This is a genomic window from Sphingomonas sp. BL-S-25, from assembly GCF_055521555.1.
The window spans coordinates 1,783,486-1,803,843 of record NZ_CM145486.1; the positions used below are offsets into that span (position 1 = coordinate 1,783,486).

19 protein-coding genes are annotated in these 20,358 nt (G+C 67.1%); 8 read left to right on the forward strand and 11 right to left on the reverse strand.

From position 1 onward, the window contains the following. Positions 1-3: 3 nt before the first annotated feature. Positions 4-1,590 carry a lysine--tRNA ligase gene (locus ACZ1H8_RS08540; RefSeq protein WP_465180887.1) on the reverse strand — a complete coding sequence of 529 codons (1,587 nt, stop codon included), beginning with the start codon at positions 1,588-1,590 and terminating at the stop codon, positions 4-6. Positions 1,591-1,707: 117 nt separating this feature from the next. Between ACZ1H8_RS08540 and ACZ1H8_RS08545 the strand changes: the two genes are divergently transcribed. Both ACZ1H8_RS08545 and ACZ1H8_RS08550 read left to right on the forward strand, forming a co-directional pair. Further along, positions 1,708-4,434: an ATP-dependent DNA helicase gene (locus tag ACZ1H8_RS08545; RefSeq protein ID WP_465180888.1), complete on the forward strand. Its 2,727-nt coding sequence runs from the start codon at positions 1,708-1,710 to the stop codon at positions 4,432-4,434. Next, positions 4,431-4,967, forward strand: coding sequence for a SixA phosphatase family protein (locus tag ACZ1H8_RS08550; RefSeq protein ID WP_465180889.1), 537 nt, complete (start codon positions 4,431-4,433; stop codon positions 4,965-4,967). Before ACZ1H8_RS08545 ends, ACZ1H8_RS08550 begins: the two co-directional genes overlap by 4 nt. A gap of 12 nt (positions 4,968-4,979) precedes the next feature. Here the strand turns inward: ACZ1H8_RS08550 and ACZ1H8_RS08555 are convergent, their stop codons facing one another. The 5 genes from ACZ1H8_RS08555 to rpmF form a co-directional block, all read right to left on the reverse strand. Further along, positions 4,980-5,324 (reverse strand): MerR family transcriptional regulator, encoded by a 345-nt coding sequence (locus ACZ1H8_RS08555; RefSeq protein WP_465180890.1) that lies wholly within the window; start codon positions 5,322-5,324, stop codon positions 4,980-4,982. An 11-nt stretch (positions 5,325-5,335) separates the two neighbouring features. Beyond that, positions 5,336-5,635, reverse strand: coding sequence for an integration host factor subunit alpha (locus tag ACZ1H8_RS08560; RefSeq protein WP_346247655.1), 300 nt, complete (start codon positions 5,633-5,635; stop codon positions 5,336-5,338). 91 nt (positions 5,636-5,726) lie between these two features. Further along, positions 5,727-6,698 (reverse strand): beta-ketoacyl-ACP synthase III, encoded by a 972-nt coding sequence (locus ACZ1H8_RS08565; protein WP_465180891.1) that lies wholly within the window; start codon positions 6,696-6,698, stop codon positions 5,727-5,729. An 8-nt stretch (positions 6,699-6,706) separates the two neighbouring features. Further along, complete coding sequence (gene plsX / locus ACZ1H8_RS08570; RefSeq protein ID WP_465180892.1) at positions 6,707-7,738, reverse strand: phosphate acyltransferase PlsX; 1,032 nt, start codon at positions 7,736-7,738, stop codon at positions 6,707-6,709. 24 nt (positions 7,739-7,762) lie between these two features. Next, complete coding sequence (gene rpmF, locus ACZ1H8_RS08575) at positions 7,763-7,942, reverse strand: 50S ribosomal protein L32 (protein WP_346247652.1); 180 nt, start codon at positions 7,940-7,942, stop codon at positions 7,763-7,765. Positions 7,943-8,151: 209 nt separating this feature from the next. Between rpmF and ACZ1H8_RS08580 the strand changes: the two genes are divergently transcribed. Beyond that, positions 8,152-8,535 carry an MAPEG family protein gene (locus ACZ1H8_RS08580; protein WP_465180893.1) on the forward strand — a complete coding sequence of 128 codons (384 nt, stop codon included), beginning with the start codon at positions 8,152-8,154 and terminating at the stop codon, positions 8,533-8,535. 13 nt (positions 8,536-8,548) lie between these two features. Here the strand turns inward: ACZ1H8_RS08580 and ACZ1H8_RS08585 are convergent, their stop codons facing one another. Further along, positions 8,549-9,211, reverse strand: a complete 663-nt coding sequence (locus tag ACZ1H8_RS08585) for an MBL fold metallo-hydrolase (RefSeq protein WP_465180894.1) — start codon at positions 9,209-9,211, stop codon at positions 8,549-8,551. A gap of 80 nt (positions 9,212-9,291) precedes the next feature. Between ACZ1H8_RS08585 and pabB the strand changes: the two genes are divergently transcribed. The 3 genes from pabB to msrA all read left to right on the forward strand — a co-directional run bounded on the left by pabB (position 9,292) and on the right by msrA (position 13,002). Next, positions 9,292-11,040: an aminodeoxychorismate synthase component I gene (pabB, locus tag ACZ1H8_RS08590; RefSeq protein ID WP_465180895.1), complete on the forward strand. Its 1,749-nt coding sequence runs from the start codon at positions 9,292-9,294 to the stop codon at positions 11,038-11,040. Positions 11,041-11,079: 39 nt separating this feature from the next. Beyond that, positions 11,080-12,279: a pyridoxal phosphate-dependent aminotransferase gene (locus ACZ1H8_RS08595; RefSeq protein WP_465180896.1), complete on the forward strand. Its 1,200-nt coding sequence runs from the start codon at positions 11,080-11,082 to the stop codon at positions 12,277-12,279. Between the two features lie 69 nt (positions 12,280-12,348). Further along, the gene (gene msrA / locus ACZ1H8_RS08600; protein ID WP_465180897.1) at positions 12,349-13,002 is read left to right on the forward strand and encodes a peptide-methionine (S)-S-oxide reductase MsrA; all 654 of its coding nucleotides are present in this window, start codon (positions 12,349-12,351) and stop codon (positions 13,000-13,002) included. Between the two features lie 3 nt (positions 13,003-13,005). Here the strand turns inward: msrA and ACZ1H8_RS08605 are convergent, their stop codons facing one another. Further along, positions 13,006-13,410: a DUF1489 family protein gene (locus ACZ1H8_RS08605; protein WP_465180898.1), complete on the reverse strand. Its 405-nt coding sequence runs from the start codon at positions 13,408-13,410 to the stop codon at positions 13,006-13,008. A gap of 31 nt (positions 13,411-13,441) precedes the next feature. Further along, positions 13,442-14,851: a magnesium transporter gene (gene mgtE, locus ACZ1H8_RS08610; RefSeq protein WP_465180899.1), complete on the reverse strand. Its 1,410-nt coding sequence runs from the start codon at positions 14,849-14,851 to the stop codon at positions 13,442-13,444. 113 nt (positions 14,852-14,964) lie between these two features. Here mgtE and ACZ1H8_RS08615 point away from each other — a divergent pair, with 113 nt between their 5' ends. Then, complete coding sequence (locus ACZ1H8_RS08615) at positions 14,965-15,420, forward strand: peptidylprolyl isomerase (protein WP_465180900.1); 456 nt, start codon at positions 14,965-14,967, stop codon at positions 15,418-15,420. 64 nt (positions 15,421-15,484) lie between these two features. Here the strand turns inward: ACZ1H8_RS08615 and ACZ1H8_RS08620 are convergent, their stop codons facing one another. Continuing rightward, positions 15,485-16,372 carry a LysR substrate-binding domain-containing protein gene (locus ACZ1H8_RS08620; protein WP_465180901.1) on the reverse strand — a complete coding sequence of 296 codons (888 nt, stop codon included), beginning with the start codon at positions 16,370-16,372 and terminating at the stop codon, positions 15,485-15,487. A gap of 319 nt (positions 16,373-16,691) precedes the next feature. Here ACZ1H8_RS08620 and ACZ1H8_RS08625 point away from each other — a divergent pair, with 319 nt between their 5' ends. After that, complete coding sequence (locus tag ACZ1H8_RS08625) at positions 16,692-18,989, forward strand: CDC48 family AAA ATPase (protein ID WP_465180902.1); 2,298 nt, start codon at positions 16,692-16,694, stop codon at positions 18,987-18,989. On the opposite strand, the gene ACZ1H8_RS08630 is transcribed toward ACZ1H8_RS08625, so the two are convergent. After that, positions 18,940-20,253, reverse strand: coding sequence for an MFS transporter (locus ACZ1H8_RS08630; protein ID WP_465181368.1), 1,314 nt, complete (start codon positions 20,251-20,253; stop codon positions 18,940-18,942). The two genes, ACZ1H8_RS08625 and ACZ1H8_RS08630, sit on opposite strands and share 50 nt — an antisense overlap. Positions 20,254-20,358: the final 105 nt, after the last annotated feature.

The window sequence follows — 20,358 nt, forward strand, 5'->3', positions numbered from 1 at the left end:
CGATCAGTCGGCCGCCCTGGCCAGTGCGTCGGCGATCAGCTTGCGCGAATTGGCGATGCCGTAGAGCGCGATGAAGCTCCCCATGCGTGGCCCCTGGCTGGAGCCGAGCAGCGTCTCGTACAGCGCCTTGAACCAGTCGCGCAGCTCGCCAAAGCCGCCGGTCTTGCCGATCTCGTAGACGATGTTCTGGATGTCCTCGGCACTCGCGTCCGCGGGCAGCGCCGCCAGATCGGCATCGAGCCGCCGGAGCGCCTCGACCTCGACGCCCGTCGGCGCGCGACGCTGGAGCGTCGGCGCGACGAAATCGCGGGCATAGGCGAGCGCATAGTCGATCAGCTTGTCGAGCGCCGGCCAGTTTTCGGGCGAGGCATCGGCGACATAATTGCCGAGATAGCCCCAGACCTGGTCCTTGGTCGCGTCGCCGCCCATCACCCCGACGAGGTTGAGCAGCAACCCGAAGGTCACCGGCAGCGTCTCGCTCGGCACATTGCCGTTGTGGATATGATGCACCGGATTGCCCAGCTTCTGCTCGATCGGCTGGTTCGGCCAGTTGCCGCGGAACTGCCAGTAATCGTCGACCGCACGCGGGATCACGCCCATGTGCAGCGCCTTCGCCTTGCGCGGTTCGCGGAAGATATAGAAGGCGAGGCTCTCGTCGGGACCATAGGTCAGCCATTGCTCGAGGCTGAGCCCGTTGCCCTTCGACTTGGAGATCTTCTCGCCCTTTTCGTCGAGGAACATCTCGTAGTTGAAGCCCTCGGGCGGCTTGCCGCCGAGCACGCGGGCGATCTTCGACGACTGGGTGACCGAGTCGATCAGGTCCTTGCCAGACATTTCGTAATCGACGCCCAGCGCGACCCAGCGCATCGCCCAGTCGACCTTCCATTGCAGCTTCGCCTTGCCGCCCAGCACGCTCTGGACCACCCGGTCGCCGCTATCGTCGAACGCGATCAGCCCCTGTTCGGCATCGATCACCTCGACCGGAACCTGCAGCACGATGCCGCTCTTCGGGCTGATCGGCAGCACCGGCGAATAGGTCGCCTGACGCTCCTTGCCGAGCGTCGGCAGCATCACGTCGAGGATCGCCTGATAGTTGCGCAGCACCCCGCGCAGCGCGTCGTCGAAGCGACCGCCATGATAATAGTCGGTCGACGACACGAACTCATAGTCGAAGCCGAACCGGTCGAGGAATTCGCACAGCAGCGCATTATTATGCGCGGCGAAACTGTCATGCGTGCCGAACGGATCGGGCACCTGCGTCAGCGGCTTGCCGAGATGCTGCGCCAGCATCTCCTTGTTCGGCACATTGTCCGGCACCTTGCGCAGCCCGTCCATGTCGTCGCTGAACGCGATCAGCCGCGTGGGAATGTCCGACAATGCCTCGAACGCATGACGAACCATCGTCGTGCGCAGCACTTCGTTGAACGTGCCGATATGCGGCAGGCCCGAGGGGCCATAGCCGGTTTCGAACAGCACATGTCCCTTGGCCGGCGCGCCGTCGGGATAGCGTTTCAGCAGCTTGCGCGCCTCTTCATAGGGCCAAGCCTTCGAAACGAGCGCGGCGTCGCGCAATTGTGCCTTGTCGAACATGCGCCGGGCTCTAGCGAAGACTCGGCGTCAGGGCCAGTATCCGGGGGGACGCGGCCGCGACTTCATCCGCACCACAATCGCTGTTTCCCTTGTGTTCTCCCATGCTATGGATTGGACGTGCGCGATCTCCCCTATCCTGCCCTGCACGCGAGCCATGGCGGCGTGTGGATCGCATATGAGGGCGAGGTCCGCCCCGTCGGCCGCGGCGAGGCGATCCGGATCGCCGCCGACACCCCCACCTTGCTGCTGAACGCGCCGCTGATCGGCCAGCGTCTGGGCCATCCCGAGCTGTCGGGACTGGACCTGCTCGAGCTGTTCGCCTTCCTCCGCCCCGCCCGCTTCATGGTGCCCACGCCCAAGGGGCTCGCCCGCGCCGCCGGGATCGAGCCGCCGGCAAGCGACGCCGAGGTCGCCCCGTTCCTGCGCGATACCGCCCAGGCGCTGCTCGCCAGCACCGAGGGGGACTGGCCCGAGCGAGAGGGTGCCTGGCATGCCGCCCAGTCGCTGTTCCGGCTACGCTGGCCTTGGGCCCCAGTGGTCAGCCAGTGGCTCGACAAGCCCGAGCGGGCCGAGCGCTGGCTGTTCTCGCGCCTGCCCGAATGGAGCGAGCAGCCGCCGCGGTCGGCGCCGCGGACGGTGACGCTGAACGACGAGGCCGTCGCCGACCGCCTCGCCCGGCTGACCGGCAGCGGTGCCGAGCGGCGCCAGGGCCAGCGCGACTATGCCACCGCCGCCGCGCGCGCCTTCGCCCCGCGCGAGATGCGCGAGTCGCCGAACCTGGTGCTGGCGGAAGCGGGCACCGGCATCGGCAAGACGCTCGGCTATCTCGCCCCCGCCTCGCTCTGGGCCAAGGAGGCGGACGGCGCGGTGTGGGTGTCGACCTTCACCAAGGCGCTTCAGCGCCAGCTGGCCAATGAGGGCGAGCGGCTGTTCGCCGATCCCGACGAGCGCAAGCGGCGCATCGTCACCCGCAAGGGGCGCGAGAATTATCTCTGCCTGCTCAATCTCGAGGATGCGTTGCAAGGTGGCTTTGCCGGGCGCGCGGCGGTGCTGGCGCAACTCGTGGCGCGCTGGGCAGCCTATAGCAGCGACGGCGACATGGTCGGCGGCGACCTGCCCGGCTGGCTGCCGGTGCTGTTCCGCCGCAACGGGTCGACCGCACTGACCGACCGCCGCGGCGAGTGCATCTATGCCGGCTGCCCGCATTATCGGAAATGCTTCATCGAGCGCGCGGCGCGCGCCAGCGTCGATGCCGATCTGGTCATCGCCAACCATGCGCTGGTGATGGTCAATGCCGCACGTGGTCGCGAGACCGCGGCACGACCGACGCGATATGTGTTCGACGAAGGCCATCATCTGTTCGATGCCGCTGACGCGATGTTCTCCGCCGCGCTGACCGGACAGGAGGCGATCGAGCTGCGCCGCTGGATCACCGGCCCCGAATCGGGATCGCGCGGCCGGCGGCGCGGTCTGGCCGCGCGGCTGTCCGACGTCGCCAGCTATGACGCGGAGGGCGGCGAGGCGATCTCGGCGGCGGTGATCGCCGCGCAGGCGCTGCCGAGCGATGGCTGGCTGCAGCGGCTGAACGAAGGCCAGCCCTTCGGACCGGTCGAGTCGCTGCTCGCGGCGGTTCGCGGCCTCGTCTATGCGCGCGCCGAGAATGCCGCCGAGGCAGGCTATGGGCTGGAAACCGAGCTGGCCGAGCCCGACGGGACGCTGGTCGAGGCGGCCGGACCGGCCGGCGCCGCGCTGGAGGCAATGGTTCGGCCAATGGTCACGCTCGGTCGCCGCCTCGAAGCGGTGCTGGCGGAGGCGCCCGACTGGATGGACGGCGCAGCACGGGCGCGGATCGAGGGCGCGATCGCATCGCTCGGCTGGCGGACCGAGACCGTCGGCGCGTGGCTGGCGCTGATCGCTCGCATCGGCGGGCCGGCCGATCCCGAATATGTCGACTGGCTGGCGGTCGATCGGGTCGAGGGGCGCGAATATGACATCGGCCTGCACCGCCACTGGCTCGACCCGTCCAAGCCCTTTGCCGAGACGGTGCTGAAACAGGCGCATGGCGCGCTGATCACCTCGGCGACGCTGCGTGCCGGGGGCGATTGGGAACTGGCCGAGGCGCGCAGCGGCGCAGCGCATCTGATGCGGCCGCCCGGCCGGTTCGAAGCGCCCAGTCCGTTCGACTATGCCAACCAGGCACAGGTGCTGATCGTCACCGACGTAAAGCGCGGCGACCTGCCCGCGCTGGCCAATGCCTATGCCCGGCTGATCGTCGCGGCGGATGGCGGGACGCTGGGCCTGTTCACCGCGATCCGGCGGCTGCGCGCGGTCCATGCCCGCATCGCCGATAGGCTGGCACGCGAAGGGCTGCCGTTGATGGCGCAGCATGTCGATCCGATCGACACCGGGACGCTGGTCGATATCTTTCGCGACGATCCGCGCGCCTCGCTGATCGGCACCGATGCGCTGCGCGACGGCGTCGACGTACCGGGCGAGTCGCTGCGGCTCGTCGTGATGGAGGGCGTGCCCTGGCCCAAGCCGACCGTGCTCCATGCGGCGCGGCGGCTGGCGGGCGGCGGATCGGCGCATGACGACCGGATCGTCCGCGCTCGGCTGGCCCAGGCGTTCGGACGGCTGATCCGGCGTGCCGACGATCGCGGCACCTTCGTCCTTCTGTCCGCGGCAATGCCGTCGCGGCTGCTTTCCGCCTTCCCCACCGGAACGCCGGTCGCCCGCGTAACGTTGGATGAGGCGGTGGCGCGGGTTCGTCTTTCTTTGGCAACAGGGTTGCGGCATGACGCACCCGCGACCGACCATGAAGATGCCGATCCGGGGATATCATGAAGACCCTCACCTTGCTGCGTCATGCCAAATCGGGCTGGGATGACCCCGTCGCGCGCGATTTCGATCGGCCGCTGAATCCGAAGGGACATCGCGCCGCCCAGGCGGTCGGCCGCTACATGAAGGCGATCGGGCTGGGCTTCGACCATGTCGTCGCATCGCCCGCGGTCCGGGTGATCGAGACGCTGGCCGAGGTCGAGCAAAGCTATGGCAGCGACCTTGCGCCCGACTGGGACCAGCGCGTCTATCTGGCATCGGTCGCGACCCTGCTCGACATTGTCCACGAACTGCCCGACGCGGCGGACCGGGTATTGATGGTCGGCCATAATCCGGGGCTGGAAGAACTGGTGCTGGCGCTGATCCCCGACGACGATCAGCTGCGCGACGATGTTGAGGTGAAATTCCCCACCGCCAGCCTCGCCGAGATGCGGTTCGCGGTCGAAAGCTGGGCGGAGCTGAAGTCCGGTACCGGTCAGCTGGTCCGCTTCACCCGTCCGCGCGACCTGGATCCGGCACTGGGCCCCGATCGCGACTGACGGGACGGGCGGTCAGCCGCCATCCTCCTCGAGTGCCTGGATCAGCGACGCGCGAATCGCGGTGAGCGATCCGCTGCTGCACGCCTTGGGCGCCGGGCCGCGGCCGGGCTTTTCGCTGGCCAGCAGCTTCTGGACCCCGCGGATCGTATAGCCCTCGTCCGCCAGAAGATGGTGGATCCGCTTGACCAGCTCGACATCCTCGGGCCGGTAGTAGCGCCGATTCCCGGCGCGGGTCAGCGGACGCAATTGCGGGAACCGCGTCTCCCAATAGCGCAGGATATGCTGAGGGCGGCCGATCTCCTCGGCCAGCTCGCCAATCGTGCGGAGCGCGCCAGCCGCCTTTCCGGGCGCCGGCATGGCCCCGTCCGTCAGCCGGCCGAGACGATGCGGTCGCGCATCATCTGGCTGGCCCTGAACGTGAGGACGCGGCGCGGAGCGATCGGCACCTCGACGCCGGTCTTGGGATTGCGTCCGATCCGCTCGCCCTTGTCGCGAAGGATGAAGCTGCCGAATCCGGAGATCTTGACGTTCTCGCCCTTGGACAGCGCTTCGCACATATGGCTGAGAATCTGTTCGACCAGTCGCGCCGCATCTGCACGCGACAGACCAACCTCGCGGTGAAGCGATTCGGCCAGATCAGCTCTCGTCAGCGTGGCGCCAGCGGCCATGGTCCGGAGTCTCCGCGAATGATCAAACTTTAGTCTAACAGATTGTGATGAACCCGCAAACGGGAACATTACGGTACAACAACGACTGGTTCTAGAAGCGCACTACCGCCGCTCCCCAGGTGAAGCCGCCACCCATCGCCTCCAGCACCAGCAGGTCGCCCCACTTGATTCGGCCGTCGCGCACCGCCGTGTCGAGCGCCAGCGGCACCGATGCGGCGGAGGTATTGGCGTGCTGGTCGACCGTCACCACGACTCGCTCTGCCGGCAGGCTGAGCTTGCGTGCTGTCGCGTCGAGGATACGGGCATTGGCCTGATGCGGCACGACCCAGTCGACATCGTCCGCGGTCAGGCCGGCGACCGCCAGCGTTTCCTGCATCACTTCGGCCAGGTTGACGACGGCATGGCGGAAGACCTCGCGGCCCTTCATCCTGAGCTTGCCGACGGTCCCGGTCGTCGAGGGACCGCCATCGACGTAGAGAAGTTCGTTGTGACGGCCATCGGCATGGAGCCGGGTCGCCAGGATGCCGCGGCCGGTCGCCTCGTCCGATTCCTGACCCTCGAGCACGATCGCGCCGGCGCCGTCGCCGAACAGGACGCAGGTGGTGCGATCCTCCCAATCGAGGATGCGGCTGAACGTCTCGGCGCCGATCACCAGTGCGCGACGATGCGCGCCGACACGGATCATCGAATCGGCGACCTGCAGCGCATAGAGGAAGCCCGAGCACACGGCCGCGACGTCGAAGGCGACGCAGACATTGATGCCGAGCGCCGCCTGAACTTTGGTCGCGGTGGCAGGGAACGTCTGGTCGGGTGTCGCGGTGGCGAGCACGATCAGATCGATATCGTTCGCCTCGATACCGGCAGAGGCCAGTGCCGCGCGGCAGGCGTCGGTCGCGAGGCTCGAGGTGGTCTCGTCCGGACCCGCCAGATGGCGAAAGCGGATGCCCGTGCGCTCGACGATCCATTCGTCGGTCGTGTCGACCATCTCGGCCAGTTCGGCATTGGAAACGCGTCGAGCAGGAAGCGCGGTGCCCGTACCGATGATGACCGAACGCAACGTCATATCCAGCCTTAAGCCGCCTTCGATTCGATGTGACCCAGATCCTCGGCGATGCGGCGAATCAGATCGTCGCGCAGCATCTTCGCGGCGAAACCGATCGCAGTCGCGACGCCGGTCTCGTTGGCGCTGCCATGGCTCTTCACGACGATGCCGTTCAGGCCGAGAAAGACCGCGCCATTATGGTTGTTGGGGTCGAGGTGATGCCGCAGCAATTCGGTCGCGGGCTTCGAGATCAGGAAGCCGATCTTCGAGCGGATCGAATTGGCGAAGGCGCGGCGCAGCAGGTCGGCGACGAATCGCGCCGTACCCTCGACCGTCTTCAGCGCGATATTGCCCGAAAAGCCGTCGCAGACGATGACGTCGGTCTCGCCGCGCGACAGCTTGTTGCCTTCGATGAAGCCGCGGAAATCGAGTCGCAGATGGCCCGCCTCGCGCAGCGCGGCGGCGGCATCGCGGATATTCTCGGTGCCCTTCATCTCCTCGGTGCCGATGTTCAGCAGCGAGACGCGGGGACGCTCGAGATCCAGCGCGGTGCGCGCATAGGCAGCGCCCATCACGGCGAACTGGACGAGGTTGCGGGCATCGACCTCGGTATTGGCGCCAAGGTCGAGCATGACCGTGTCGGTCTCGCCCAGGCTGGGCATCAGCGCGGCCAGCGCCGGCCGGTCGATCCCCTTCATCGTGCGCAGCGACAGCTTCGACATCGCCATCAGCGCGCCGGTATTGCCCGAGGACACTGCGGCACCCGCCTTGCCCTGCTTCACCAGGTCGATGGCGATTCCCATCGATGTGGTGCGGGCGCGACGAATCGCCTGGCTCGGCTTCTCGTCCGACCGGATCACGTCAGGTGCGTGAACGATCTCGGACGCGGCCGTCAGGTTCGGGTGAGTCGCAAGTCCTTCGCGGATCTGCGCTTCGTCGCCGACGAGGTAGAAATGAATCCCCTCGTACCGGCGCCGCGCAGCCGCGACGCCTGCCAGCATCACGGCGATACCCTCGTCGCCGCCCATCGCATCGACGGCGATTCGCGAGGGTGTCGTCATGCTGTCAGGCCCCTGTTGTCAGGCTCAGGCCTCGACGGACGTGATCTCACGACCGTTATAGTGGCCGCAGGCGCCGCACAGAACGTGGGGACGCTTCAGCTCGCCACAGTTCGGGCATTCCTGGAACGCCTCGACCTTGAGGGCGTCGTGCGCCCGACGCATGCCACGCCGCGAGGGCGAAGTCTTTCTCTTGGGAACGGCCATTTCGGCAAACCTTCTTAGAACTGACTGTCAATATCGGGTTCGCGATACGCCCATGGGGAGTTCCGGGCAAGCGACGGTCCAGGCCGGCCGCTCGCCGGACCAGATGGACAGGTCACGAAGCGAGCGTGCGCCTATACCGATTCCTGACGCAGTTGCAAGGCTGTCCACAGCCATGCGACGCTGTATGCGGGACCGAAAGGGGATTCTTCATGACTTTGCTTCCCGTGACCTTGACCGCGGCGGGCGCTGCGGCGCTGATCAACCTGTGGCTGGGCGTGCGGATCGGGCGAATCCGAATCCGGGAGCGGATTTCAGTGGGCGATGGCGGCAACGAGCTGCTGAACGCGCGGATGCGGGCGCATTCGAACTTCGCCGAATATGTGCCGCTGGCGCTGATCCTGATCGGGCTGCTCGAACTCGCGCTGGGGACCAGGCTGTGGCTGTGGGTCGCGGCGGCATTGTTCATCCTGGGACGTGTCGCCCATCCATTCGGCATGGACGGCTTCATGCCCGCCCGGCAATTCGGCGCGGCGACGACGATGCTCGGGATGCTCGCGCTGGGAATCGCGGCGATCGTCACCGCCTGGTACTGAGTGGGGCCGACGTTTAGCGCCGGGCGAGCACCGAGTCGGCGACGTGGGGATTGGATTGCCGCTCACGCGCGAAAGTGCTGAGCGGACCGTGACCGGGGACGAAGCTGGTATCGCCGCCCAGCGGCCACAGCTTGCCGACGATCGCGTCGATCAGATCCTGGTGATTGCCGCGGGGAAAATCGGTTCGGCCGATCGATCCCTGGAACAGCACGTCGCCGACCGTGGCGAATTTCGATGGCGCATGGTGAAACACGACATGGCCCGGCGTGTGACCGGGGCAATGATAGACGTCGAGGACGAGGTCGCCGACCGTCACCTGATTGCCATCGACCAGCCAGCGGGACGGTTCGAAGGGCAGGCCCGGCACGCCATATCTGCTACCGTCCTCTTCGAGACGGTCGATCCAGAACCGGTCGGCTTCATGCGGCCCCTCGATCGGCACGCCAAGCTCGTCGGCAAAGGCGCCGGCCGAGCCGCAATGATCGATATGGCCATGCGTGATCAGGATCTTTTCGATCGTGACGCCATGGTGTCGGATCGCCGCGCGAAGCTTGTCGAGATCGCCGCCGGGATCGACAAAGGCACCCCGCATCGTGCGCGTGCACCATAACAACGTGCAATTCTGCTGGAGCGGCGTGACGGGGACGATCGCGGCGCGCATCGGGGGAGTCGACATGGCCGTGCTGATAGGCAGGGGCGCACCGTCGAGCAACTCGGGGTTGCCCCCGGCGGCGGCGAACGGCATTCGGACGTCCCATGCTGCCCGATCCCCCCTTCGTGCTGCTCGACGACGCGCGTCCCGACGGGCGTGCGCGCCTCTATGCCCATCCGGTCGAGATCGTCGAGGCGCGAAGCGTGGCCGAGATCCCCGCGTCGCTTGCGCGCATCCGCGCGAGTGGCCGCTACGCTGCGGGCTATCTGACCTACGAAGCCGGCGCAGCGTTCGAGCCGCAAGGACGGATCCCCGCCGCCCCGGGCGATGCACCGCTGCTGTGGTTCGGGCTCTTCGACCGCTATGACGAGATCGACGTACCGGCGGCGCTTCCCGATCCTGCGGGCGCCTGGGCCGGGCCACCCGAGCCGCATATCGGCCGGACCCGCTATGGCGAACAGTTCGCGCGGGTGATCGACCTGATCCAGGCCGGCGACATCTATCAGGCGAACCTGACCTTCCGCGCGGCGGTGCGCTGGGCGGGGGAACCGGCGGCGCTCTATGCCTTGCTCCGGTCGCGCGCCGCGGCGGGCCATGGCGCATTGATCGCGACCGGCGAGCGCTGGATGCTGTCGCTGTCCCCGGAGCTCTTCTTCTCGCTCGATCAGGACGTGCTGACCGCCCGGCCGATGAAGGGCACCGCGCTGCGCGGGGCGACCGAAGCGGAGGACCGCGCGCTCGCCGAAGCGCTCGCCGCCGATCCGAAGCAGCGCGCCGAAAATCTGATGATCGTCGACCTGATGCGCAACGATCTGGGTCGGGTCGCCCGGCCGGGATCGGTGTCGGTGCCGCAATTGTTCGAGGTCGAGCGCTATCCGACCGTGCATCAGATGGTCTCGACCGTCACCGCACGGCTGCGAGACGAACTCGACGCGGTCGATGCGCTGAGCGCGCTGTTTCCCTGCGGTTCGATCACCGGCGCGCCGAAGATCCGGGCGATGCAGGTGATCGGCGAGGTCGAACAGGCGCCGCGCAACCTCTATACCGGCTCGATCGGGCGGATCGATCCCGACGGCAGCGCCAGCTTCAACGTCGCGATCCGCACGCTGAGCATCGATTCGGCGGACGCTCCGGCGGTACTGGGGCTGGGGTCGGGCGTCGTCGCCGACTCACAGGTCGACGAGGAATGGGCCGAATGTCTCGCCAAGGGGGCGTTCGTCACGGCCGGCGAGACCGGGTTCGACCTGATCGAGACGATGGCGTTCGATCCGGAATGCGGTATCATGCTGCTCGAGCGCCATCTCGCGCGGATCCGGGCGAGTGCGGCGCATTTCGGCTTCACCTTCGACCGGCACGCGGCGCGCAACGACCTGCAGGCGGCGACCTTCCGCCTGCGCGAAGCATCGCGGGTGCGGCTGCTGCTGGCGCGGTCGGGGGCAATCTCGATCGGAATCGCGCCGATGCCCGATCGGCCGCGCGAGCCCGTTGCCGTGGCGATCCTGCCGCGCACCGTGCCGCGACAGGATTTCCGCCTGACGCACAAGACCAGCCGCCGCGACATCTATCCCCGGGTGCCGGATGCGTTCGAGACGCTTTATACCGACGAGGCGGGCTTTCTGACGGAGGGCAGCTTCACTTCGATCTTCGTCGAGCGGGGCGGGGGGCTGGTGACGCCGCCGCTGTCGCGCGGGCTGCTGCCCGGCGTGCTGCGCGCCGAGCTGCTGGACAGCGGCCGTGCGATCGAGGGCGAGCTTCGCCCCGAGGAGCTGGCGGGCGGTTTTTTCATCGGCAATGCGCTTCGCGGACTCGTAACCGCCGTTACATTTGCGCATCGCACAAAGCCGAGCGTATAGGCGCGGCGCTTTCTCCTCAAAAGACAGGCGCCCTGACCGATGAAGACTTCCGCTGCGCTCGACCGTATCCAGCCCTCTCCGACGCTTGCCATCACCGCACGGGTGAACGAGCTGAAGGCGAATGGCGTGGACGTGATCGGCCTGGGCGCGGGCGAGCCCGACTTCGATACGCCGGAATATATCCAGGACGCCGCGATCGCGGCGATCCGTTCGGGCCAGACGCGCTACACCAATGTCGACGGCACTGCCGAGCTGAAGGCGGCGATCGTCGCCAAGTTCAAACGCGACAATGGCCTCGACTATACCACGCAGCAGATCAGCGTGAATGTCGGCGGCAAGCACACTTTGTTCAACGCGCTGGTCGCGACCGTCCAGCCTGGCGACGAGGTGATCGTGCCGGCGCCCTATTGGGTCAGTTATCCCGACATCGTCCAGTTCGCGGGCGGAACGCCGGTGTTCATCCAGGCGGGCGCCGACCAGAATTACAAGATCACCCCGGCACAGCTCGATGCCGCGATCACGCCGCGCACCAAGTGGCTGGTGCTCAACTCGCCGTCCAACCCGACCGGCGCCGCCTATTCGGCCGACGAGCTCAAGGCGCTGGGCGAAGTGCTCGAGCGGCACCCGCATGTGTGGGTCATGGCCGACGATATGTACGAGCATATCGTCTATGACGGCTTCCAGTTCGCGACGATCGCCCAGGTCTGCCCGTCGTTGTACGATCGTACATTAACGGTGAACGGCTGTTCCAAGGCCTATTCGATGACCGGCTGGCGGATCGGCTTTGCCGGAGGCGCACCCTGGCTGATCAAGGCGATGGGCAAGCTCCAGTCGCAGTCGACTTCCAACCCCTGCTCGATCGCCCAGGCGGCGGCGACTGCCGCCCTGAACGGCGACCAGAGCTTCCTGGTCGAGCGCAACGAGGCGTTTCGCGGCCGCCGCGACCTGGTGGTGTCGATGCTGAACGCGATCGACGGCATGACGTGCCCGACGCCCGAAGGCGCCTTCTACGTCTATCCCGAATTCTCGGGCCTGATGGGCAAGACGACGCCCAAGGGGAAGTTGATCACGACTGACGAGGAGATGGTCGGCTATTTCCTCGACGAGGCGCGCGTCGCCGCGGTCCATGGCGGCGCCTTCGGCCTCTCGCCGGCGATGCGGATCAGCTACGCGACGTCGAACGAGATCCTGCGCGAGGCGTGCGAGCGTATCCAGACCGCCTGCGCCGCGCTGCGCTGACCTCTTGCATCTTCGCGCAGGCTTTCCGACCTTAGGACGGCCCGCGCGAGGATGAAGAGGAGTGCGCCGATGACCCGTGGTTTCTCGTTGCTGGCGGCGGCCGGACTGGCATTGCTCGTCCCGGCCAGCATGGCGCGTGCCGATGGCGCGGTCGCCATCCCCAAATCCAAGGTCGATGTCGGCGGCGCGAAGGGGCTGCAGAGCGCTGTGTTCGCCGGCGGCTGCTTCTGGGGCATGGAGGCGGTGTTCGAACAGGTGAAGGGCGTGCGCTCGGTCACTGCGGGCTATGCCGGCGGCAGCCGTGCCGACGCGACCTATGATCGCGTGTCGACCGAGCGCACCGGCCATGCCGAGGCGATCCGCATCACCTATGATCCGGCACAAGTCAGCTACGCGACGCTGCTGCGCATTTTCTTCTCGGTCGCGCACGATCCCACCGAGGTGAACCGCCAGACGCCCGATGTCGGCCCCAGCTATCGCTCCGCCATCTTTCCGCAGAATGAGCCGCAGCGCCGCGTCGCCGGCGCCTATATCGGCCAGCTGAACGCGGCCCACGCCTTTGCCAAGCCGATCGCCACCAAAGTCGAAACGGGCAGCTTCTACCCCGCCGAGGCCTATCATCAGGATTTCGCGCGGCGAAATCCCTCGCACCCCTATATCGTGCGCTGGGACAAGCCGAAGGTCGCGGCGTTTCGCGCCGCCTATCCGACGCTCGCGAAATAGGCGCTAGATCAATCCCATCGAGGCGAGCTCGCCCGCCAGATGCGGCGGCAGGTCGCTGACGCCACCCGCGCCGCTGCCGAGATCGAGCGGCGCATCCGCCGCCTCGAGATAGCGCCAGCCCTGATGCGCGCGCTTCGGCCGTGCCTGGACCAGGATCAGCTTTGATTCGAGGATGATCGCGGTGCGCCCGCCCTCCGCCTCGCCGAAGCCGAGGATCGGCGAGCGCGCGGCGAGCTGATGCTTGACGATCCAGTAGAGCGATCCGCCGGCGATTTCGGAATGGCGCTTTGGCAGGTAGCGGGTCGTCATTTCGAACCGGTCGGCAACCGCGGCGCGCGCCGCGATGCGGGCGGCAAGCGTGTCGACGCTGTCGCAGCCAAAGGCGACCTTGGTGATGCTGAGCGGCATGGTTCCGATCTGGGTGCGCGGGCGCCCGCGATCAAGCCGTCAGGCCAGCGGCGGTCGCGAGGCCGAGGAAGACGAGGAACCCCATCGAGTCGGTGGTCATCGTCACGAAGATCGACGAGGCGACCGCCGGATCGGCATTGAACCGGTCGAGGGTGAGAGGGACGATGACCCCCGCCATGCCGGCGATCAGGATATTGGTCATCATCGCGGCGGCAATGACGCCGCCCAGCTGCGGGTTCTGGAACACCAGCGCGACCGCACAGCCCAGCACGATGGCGATGGTCGATCCGTTGAGCAGCGCGACCAGGATCTCGCGGCGAATCGTACGCATGCTGTTCGAATCGGTCAGCTGGTTGGTCGCCAGCGCGCGCACCGTAACCGCCATGGTCTGGGTGCCGGCGTTGCCGCCGACGCCCGCGACGATCGGCATCAGCGCGGCGAGCGTCACCATTCGGGAGATCGTCCCCTCGAACAGGCTGATGATCGTCGCCGCGACCAGCGCGGTCCCGAGATTCGCGATCAGCCAGCGGACGCGCGCCTTGTACGAATCGAGCACCGGCTCGTTGATGTCGCCATCGCCGGCGCCCGAGAGCAGCAGCGCGTCCTCGCCCGCTTCCTCGGAGATGATGTGGACGACGTCGTCGACGGTGATCATGCCGACCAGCCGCCCGCTGGGATCGACCACCGCGGCGGAGATCAGCGCATATTTCTGGAAGCGCAGCGCCACTTCCTCCTGATCCATCTCGACCGGGATCAGCGTCTGTTCGCGCTTCATGACGTCGCCCAGCGACACGCCGCGCGGCGTACGCAGGATCCAGGAGAGTTCGCAGGTGCCGATCGGCTTGTGCGCCGGATCGACCACGAAGATCTCCCAGAAATCGGTCGTCAGATCCTCGTTGCCGCGCAGATAGTCGAGCACGTCGCCGACGGTCCAATGCTCGGGCACCGCGATCAGCTCGCGCTGCATCAGGCGGCCGGCGGACTCCTCAGGATAGGACAGCGCCTCCTCGATCGCGGCGCGATCGTCGGGGTCGAGGGCGCGCAGCACGGCGCGCTGATCCTCTTCCTCCATGTCCTCGATGATCGCGACGGCGTCGTCGGTATCGAGTTCGGCGGCGATGTCCGCCACCTGATGCGGGTCGAGTGCGTCGATCAGGTCCTCGCGGACATAATCGTTCATCTCGGCGAAGACGTCGGCGTCGAGCAGGTCGGTGACCGCGCGCGCCAGGTCGCGCCGCTCCTCGTGCGAGGCGAGCTCGAACAGGTCGGCGATGTCGGCGGGGTGGAGCGGCTCGACCAGCGCGCGGGCAGTTTCGTCGTCGCCGCTCTGCACTGCGTCGAGCACGGCACGGACGAATTCGGGCTTCAGTCGATCATCCTCGTCCAGCTCGCTCTCGGCGACGGTCGGCGCATCCTGGATGTCGGTATCGGTCTCGCTCATCGTCCGACCTCCCGGGTCCACTGCGCCTGTACTTGCGGGCCTTACGCGCAAGGGGCGGATTTGCAAGTCGGTGACTTCGCGCCTACCTGCGAGCCAGTTTCCAGGAGATTTTCATGTCCGACTTCTCTACCCTCACATTCACCCTCGACAGCGGCGGCGACGTCGTGATCAAGCTGCGCCCGGACCTGGCGCCCAAGCATGTCGAGCGCATCGCGACGCTCGCCAATTCCGGTTTCTACGACAATGTCGTGTTCCACCGCGTGATCGACGGCTTCATGGCGCAGGGCGGCGATCCGACCGGCACCGGCACCAGCGGCTCGAAGGAGCCGAACCTCCCGGCCGAGTTCAGCAGCGAGCCGCACGTCCGCGGCGTCTGCTCGATGGCCCGCACGGCCGATCCGAACAGCGCCAATTCGCAGTTCTTCATCTGCCTGGCCGATGCGACCTTCCTCGATCGCCAATATACCGTGTGGGGCGAAGTGACCCAGGGCATGGAATATGTCGACGCGCTGCCCAAGGGCGAGCCGCCGCACACTCCCGGCAAGATCCTGAAGGCGCACGCCGAATAAGTCCGAATAATTGAAAAACGGCCCTTCCTCCTGGCGGGGAAGGGCCCTTCTTCGCGGCCGAGGTCTAATCGACCACGCCCAGCGCCGCGATCAGCCAGTCATGGAAGATACGGACCGGCCGCGTCGCCAGTGCCCGCGGGCGGCAGACGAACCAGTAGCTGTAATGACTCTCGACCGTCAGGTCGAACAACTGGACAAGGCGGTCGTCGCGCGCCGCCTCGAAATGCGATTCGAGCATGAAGGCGACGCCCAGACCCTGCGCCGCCGCCTCCAGCATCAGCGTCCCCGAATCGAAGTGATCGACCGCCGCTGGCTCCAGGTCCGGCAGCCCCGCGGCAACCCGCCACTGGGTGAAGGTATCGGCCATGTCCCGGTGGACCAGCGCGGTCAGCCCGGCGAGTTGTTCGGGCCGGGTAATCGGGTTCGCCCCCTCGACCAGCGACCGCGCGCCGATGACATGGACCCGGTTTCGGTCGAGTCGCTTCGCATAGAGACCCGGATCGATGTCGCGCGCGATCACGATTGCGGCATCCAGCCCGTCGCCCAGACGCGCGACGCCGTGCCCGCCGGTGTCGACATCGAGATGGAGTTCCGGATGGCGCCGCTTCAGGTCGGGAAGATGCGGCATCAGACGCTGCGTCGCGAACAGCGGCAGGATGCCGAGACGCAGACGAAGCAATTCGGTGCCGCTGGTCATCGTCTCGACCGCGTCGGTCATCGAATCGAGTGCCGGCGCGATCATCGTCAGCAACCGGTCGCCATCGTCGTTCAGCTTCAACGCCTGATGCCGTCGTTCGAACAGCGGCTTGCCGATGAACCGCTCGAGTGCCTGGACGCGGCGGCTGAGCGCGGGGGAGGACAGCGCCAGTTCCTCGGCAGCAGCCTTGATCGACCCCAGGCGCGCGACCTGTACGAAGGCTTCGATGGCAGTCAGTGGCGGCAAGCGTCGCATCGCGTGTCCCATTGTGCACTGCGTCAATTCCGATGCAAGCTCAGCGACGTCCTCGGCCGCCGCTTCGCTCACCGGGTGTTTATTCGACAGCAATGTTACGATTGCAAGTCATGCAACCGTATCGGATTCTTTTCGCACTTGCACAATGCTGCGCCGCAACACATATAGAGCAGGCCTTTCAGGCATCCTCTCCTAAAACTTTCCAAAGGCCGCCCCTTGGGGCGGCCATTTTTTTGGCCGTCGTTCGTCCGCCGATCGTGGCGCTTGCGGAACCCGGACCCTATCTTGCGACTTCCTTGCCCAAGGGAGACGACACGACATGGCGGATGATGAACGAGCCGGCGCACGCAAGCTGCAGGTTGCGAACTCGCGACCCGAAGACAGCGGACGCGGCCTGGCGCACGTGCCACGCAGCCTGATGGCGGCGCTGGCGCTGAGCGAAGGCGATGTGATCGAGATCGTCGGCAAGCGCACCACGCCGGCGCGCGCGGTGCTGCCCTATACCGAGGACGAGGGACTCGAACTGCTGCGCATCGACGGCCTGCAGCGCGCCAATGCCGGCGTCGGGTCGGGCGACTTCGTCGAGGTTCGCCGCGCCGAATCCAAACCGGCCACGCGGATCGTGTTTGCCCCGGCCCAGGCCAATCTGAGGCTTCAGGGTTCGGGCACCGCGCTGAAGCGCACCTTCTTCGGACGTCCGCTCTGCCAGGGCGACACCGTCGCCACTGCCGGACAGCAGCGCGTTGCCGACATGCCGCCCAATGTCGCGCAATATCTGCGCGCGCCTGCCTATGCGCTGCAGGAGATCCGGCTGACGGTGATCACCGCCAGCCCGAAGGGCATCGTCCATATCGACGAGAATACCGAGGTCGAGCTGCGTCCCGAATATGAGGAGCTGCAGACCCATCGCCGCGCGGATGTCACCTATGACGATATCGGCGGCATGGGCCCGACCATCGACCAGCTGCGCGAGATGGTCGAACTGCCGCTGCGCTATCCCGAACTGTTCCAGCGCCTCGGCGTCGATCCGCCCAAGGGCGTGCTGCTGCATGGCCCGCCCGGAACCGGCAAGACGCGGCTCGCGCGTGCGGTCGCGAACGAGAGCGACGCCAATTTCCACCTGATCAACGGCCCCGAGATCATGGGCTCTGCCTATGGCGAATCCGAGAAGCGGCTGCGCGACGTGTTCGAGCAGGCGAACAAGGACGCGCCGTCGATCGTCTTCATCGACGAGATCGATTCGATCGCCCCGAAGCGCGGCCAGGTGTCGGGCGAGGCGGAAAAGCGGCTGGTCGCCCAGCTGCTGACGCTGATGGACGGGCTGGAGGCGCGTGCCAACGTCGTCGTCATTGCCGCGACCAACCGGCCCGAGGCGATCGACGAGGCGCTGCGCCGGCCGGGCCGGTTCGACCGCGAGATCGTCGTCGGGGTTCCGGATGATCGCGGCCGCCGCGAGATCCTGGGCATCCATACGCGCGGTATGCCGCTGGACGAGAATGTCGACCTGAACGAGCTGGCCGGGACCACCTATGGTTTCGTCGGCGCCGATCTCGCCGCGCTGACCCGTGAGGCGGCGATCGAGGCGGTCCGGCGGATCATGCCCAGGCTCAATCTGTCCGAGGGCACGATTCCGCCCGAAGTACTCGACACGCTGTCGGTCACCCGCGACGATTTCATCGAGGCGATGCGGCGGGTCCAGCCGTCGGCGATGCGCGAGGTGATGGTTCAGGCACCGACGGTGCGCTGGGAGGATGTCGGCGGACTCGACGATGCGCAGATGCGCCTGAAGGAAAGCGTCGAACTGCCGATGAAGGATCCGGACGCGTTCCGGCGCCTGGGCATCCGGCCGGCCAAAGGCTTCCTGCTCTATGGCCCGCCGGGCACCGGCAAGACCTTGCTGGCCAAGGCGGTCGCGCGCGAGGCGGAGGCGAACTTCATCGCCACCAAATCGTCCGACCTGCTGAGCAAATGGTATGGCGAGAGCGAGCAGCAGATCGCCAAGCTGTTCGCCCGCGCCCGCCAGGTCGCACCCTGCGTCATCTTCATCGACGAACTCGACAGCCTGGTGCCGGCGCGTGGCGGCGGGCTGGGTGAGCCGCAGGCGACCGAGCGCGTGGTGAATACGATCCTGGCCGAGATGGACGGTCTGGAGGAACTCCAGTCGGTGGTGGTGATCGGCGCGACGAACCGGCCGAACCTGATCGACCCGGCGCTGTTGCGTCCGGGCCGGTTCGACGAATGGATCTATGTCGGCGTCCCCGATACCGAGGGTCGCCGTCGCATCCTGACGATCCAGACCGCGAAGATGCCGCTGGCGAGCGACGTCGACCTGGGCGAGGTCGCGGCACGGACCGAGCGCTATACCGGTGCCGATCTGGGCGATGTCGTGCGTCGGGCCGGCCTCGCGGCGCTGCGTCAGTCGCTGACCAATACCGAGGTCACGATGGACCATTTCGAAGAGGCGCTGCGCGATTCCCGCGCAACCGTCACGCCCGAGATGGAAGCCGATTATGCCTCGATCAAGGACCGGATGAAGGCAAGCGCGGTGTCGATGCAGCCGATCGGCTTCATTGCCCCGGGGATGCTTCAGGGTCGCGGACCGAAGGGGTCAGACTGACCCAGGCATAGACCGTCACCGCGATCAGCCCGACCGCCGTGGCGAGATAGGGCAGGGGCCGCCACAGCTCGTACATCCCGACCCCGATCGAGGGGCCGAGAACGAAGGCGGCCCCGTTGATCGAGGTGACCTTGCCCGCGACTGCCCCCTGCGCCTCCGGACCCACCGCCAGCGAGGAGCCGGCGGTGTAGCCGGGCCGGACGAAGCCGAAGCCGAGGGACGCGAGCGCATAGCCAAGCGCGATGCCGTAGAGCGATTCCGCGGTTCCGGTGGCGATGCAGCCGACCGCGGCGATCCCCATGCCCCATAGCGCGAGCGCGCGCGGCTTGAGGTCGAGCAGCGGGATCAGCCCCCATTGCGCGAGCAGCGCCGATCCGGCGCCCATCATCAGCACCAGCCCGGTCGGCTCGAGCGCCGCGACCGGATCGACCGCGAGCCGGTCGATCACCAGGAAGCCGACCGCCTGGCTGGTCATCGCCTGGGCATGGCCCATCACCAGCCCGATGATCGTCCAGATGCGGATGCGAGGATCGAAATAGCCGATCTTGACCACGTCTCCTTCGGCTGTCGCGGCGGTCACGCTGGCGCCGCTGCTCTGGCCCCCGATCGTCGGATAGGCAGTGGCGGCGCCATGCGTCGCGGGTTCCTCGCGCGGCAGATAGCGCATGACCGCGATCCAGATGCCGCCGCCGACCAGCGCGAACGCGAAGGCCGGTCCGGCCAGCCCGACCTCCGGCCCGCCTGGCCAGAGATCGCCGATCACCAGATAGGGGGCGACCGCCGGGCCGATGATCGTCCCCAGCCCGAATGCCGAGGCAAGCAGCGTCAGCGCCTTGGTCCGCTCCTCGCGGCTGGTGCGGCCGGCGACGAGCGCCTGCACCGCCGGCGGCGCGGCCGACCCGAAGCTGCCATAGATCACCCGGCCGAGTATGAAGGCGAGGAAGGTCGCGAGCGGCGCCAGCCAGCCATTGATCCCGGCCATCAGGAACAGGCCGCACAGGAACAGCGAGATGGTGAAGCCGCCGATCCCGACCAGCACCATCGCCCGCCGGCCGTGCCGGTCCGACCGTGCCGCCCAGAAGGGCGCGGCAATCACCCAGAGCAGCGCGGAGACCGAAAAGACCGCCGCGACCACCGCGTCGGGCGCGCCCAGCCGCCGTCCCAGCGCCGGCAGCACCGTCTGCAGCGCGGTGTTTCCCATCGCGATGACGAGCATCACCGCGAATAGAAGCGCGAAACTGGTATCGAACCGCCCCGGTCGCATATTCATGTCGACACGGCCTATAGCGTTCGCAGTTCGGCGCAACCATTGCCTGGCGGTGCCGTTCCCTCTCGACTGGCGAGGCAAGTCCATGCAATGGGAAAAATC

Coding starts and splice junctions, on each gene's coding strand:
- ACZ1H8_RS08540 (WP_465180887.1), bottom strand. CDS start 1,590: ATGTTCGACAAGGCACAATTGCGCGACGCCGCGCTCGTTTCGAAGGCT.
- ACZ1H8_RS08550 (WP_465180889.1), top strand. CDS start 4,431: ATGAAGACCCTCACCTTGCTGCGTCATGCCAAATCGGGCTGGGATGAC.
- ACZ1H8_RS08555 (WP_465180890.1), bottom strand. CDS start 5,324: ATGCCGGCGCCCGGAAAGGCGGCTGGCGCGCTCCGCACGATTGGCGAG.
- ACZ1H8_RS08560 (WP_346247655.1), bottom strand. CDS start 5,635: ATGGCCGCTGGCGCCACGCTGACGAGAGCTGATCTGGCCGAATCGCTT.
- ACZ1H8_RS08565 (WP_465180891.1), bottom strand. CDS start 6,698: ATGACGTTGCGTTCGGTCATCATCGGTACGGGCACCGCGCTTCCTGCT.
- plsX (WP_465180892.1), bottom strand. CDS start 7,738: ATGACGACACCCTCGCGAATCGCCGTCGATGCGATGGGCGGCGACGAG.
- rpmF (WP_346247652.1), bottom strand. CDS start 7,942: ATGGCCGTTCCCAAGAGAAAGACTTCGCCCTCGCGGCGTGGCATGCGT.
- ACZ1H8_RS08580 (WP_465180893.1), top strand. CDS start 8,152: ATGACTTTGCTTCCCGTGACCTTGACCGCGGCGGGCGCTGCGGCGCTG.
- ACZ1H8_RS08585 (WP_465180894.1), bottom strand. CDS start 9,211: ATGTCGACTCCCCCGATGCGCGCCGCGATCGTCCCCGTCACGCCGCTC.
- pabB (WP_465180895.1), top strand. CDS start 9,292: ATGCTGCCCGATCCCCCCTTCGTGCTGCTCGACGACGCGCGTCCCGAC.
- ACZ1H8_RS08595 (WP_465180896.1), top strand. CDS start 11,080: ATGAAGACTTCCGCTGCGCTCGACCGTATCCAGCCCTCTCCGACGCTT.
- msrA (WP_465180897.1), top strand. CDS start 12,349: ATGACCCGTGGTTTCTCGTTGCTGGCGGCGGCCGGACTGGCATTGCTC.
- ACZ1H8_RS08605 (WP_465180898.1), bottom strand. CDS start 13,410: ATGCCGCTCAGCATCACCAAGGTCGCCTTTGGCTGCGACAGCGTCGAC.
- mgtE (WP_465180899.1), bottom strand. CDS start 14,851: ATGAGCGAGACCGATACCGACATCCAGGATGCGCCGACCGTCGCCGAG.
- ACZ1H8_RS08615 (WP_465180900.1), top strand. CDS start 14,965: ATGTCCGACTTCTCTACCCTCACATTCACCCTCGACAGCGGCGGCGAC.
- ACZ1H8_RS08620 (WP_465180901.1), bottom strand. CDS start 16,372: ATGCGACGCTTGCCGCCACTGACTGCCATCGAAGCCTTCGTACAGGTC.
- ACZ1H8_RS08625 (WP_465180902.1), top strand. CDS start 16,692: ATGGCGGATGATGAACGAGCCGGCGCACGCAAGCTGCAGGTTGCGAAC.
- ACZ1H8_RS08630 (WP_465181368.1), bottom strand. CDS start 20,253: ATGCGACCGGGGCGGTTCGATACCAGTTTCGCGCTTCTATTCGCGGTG.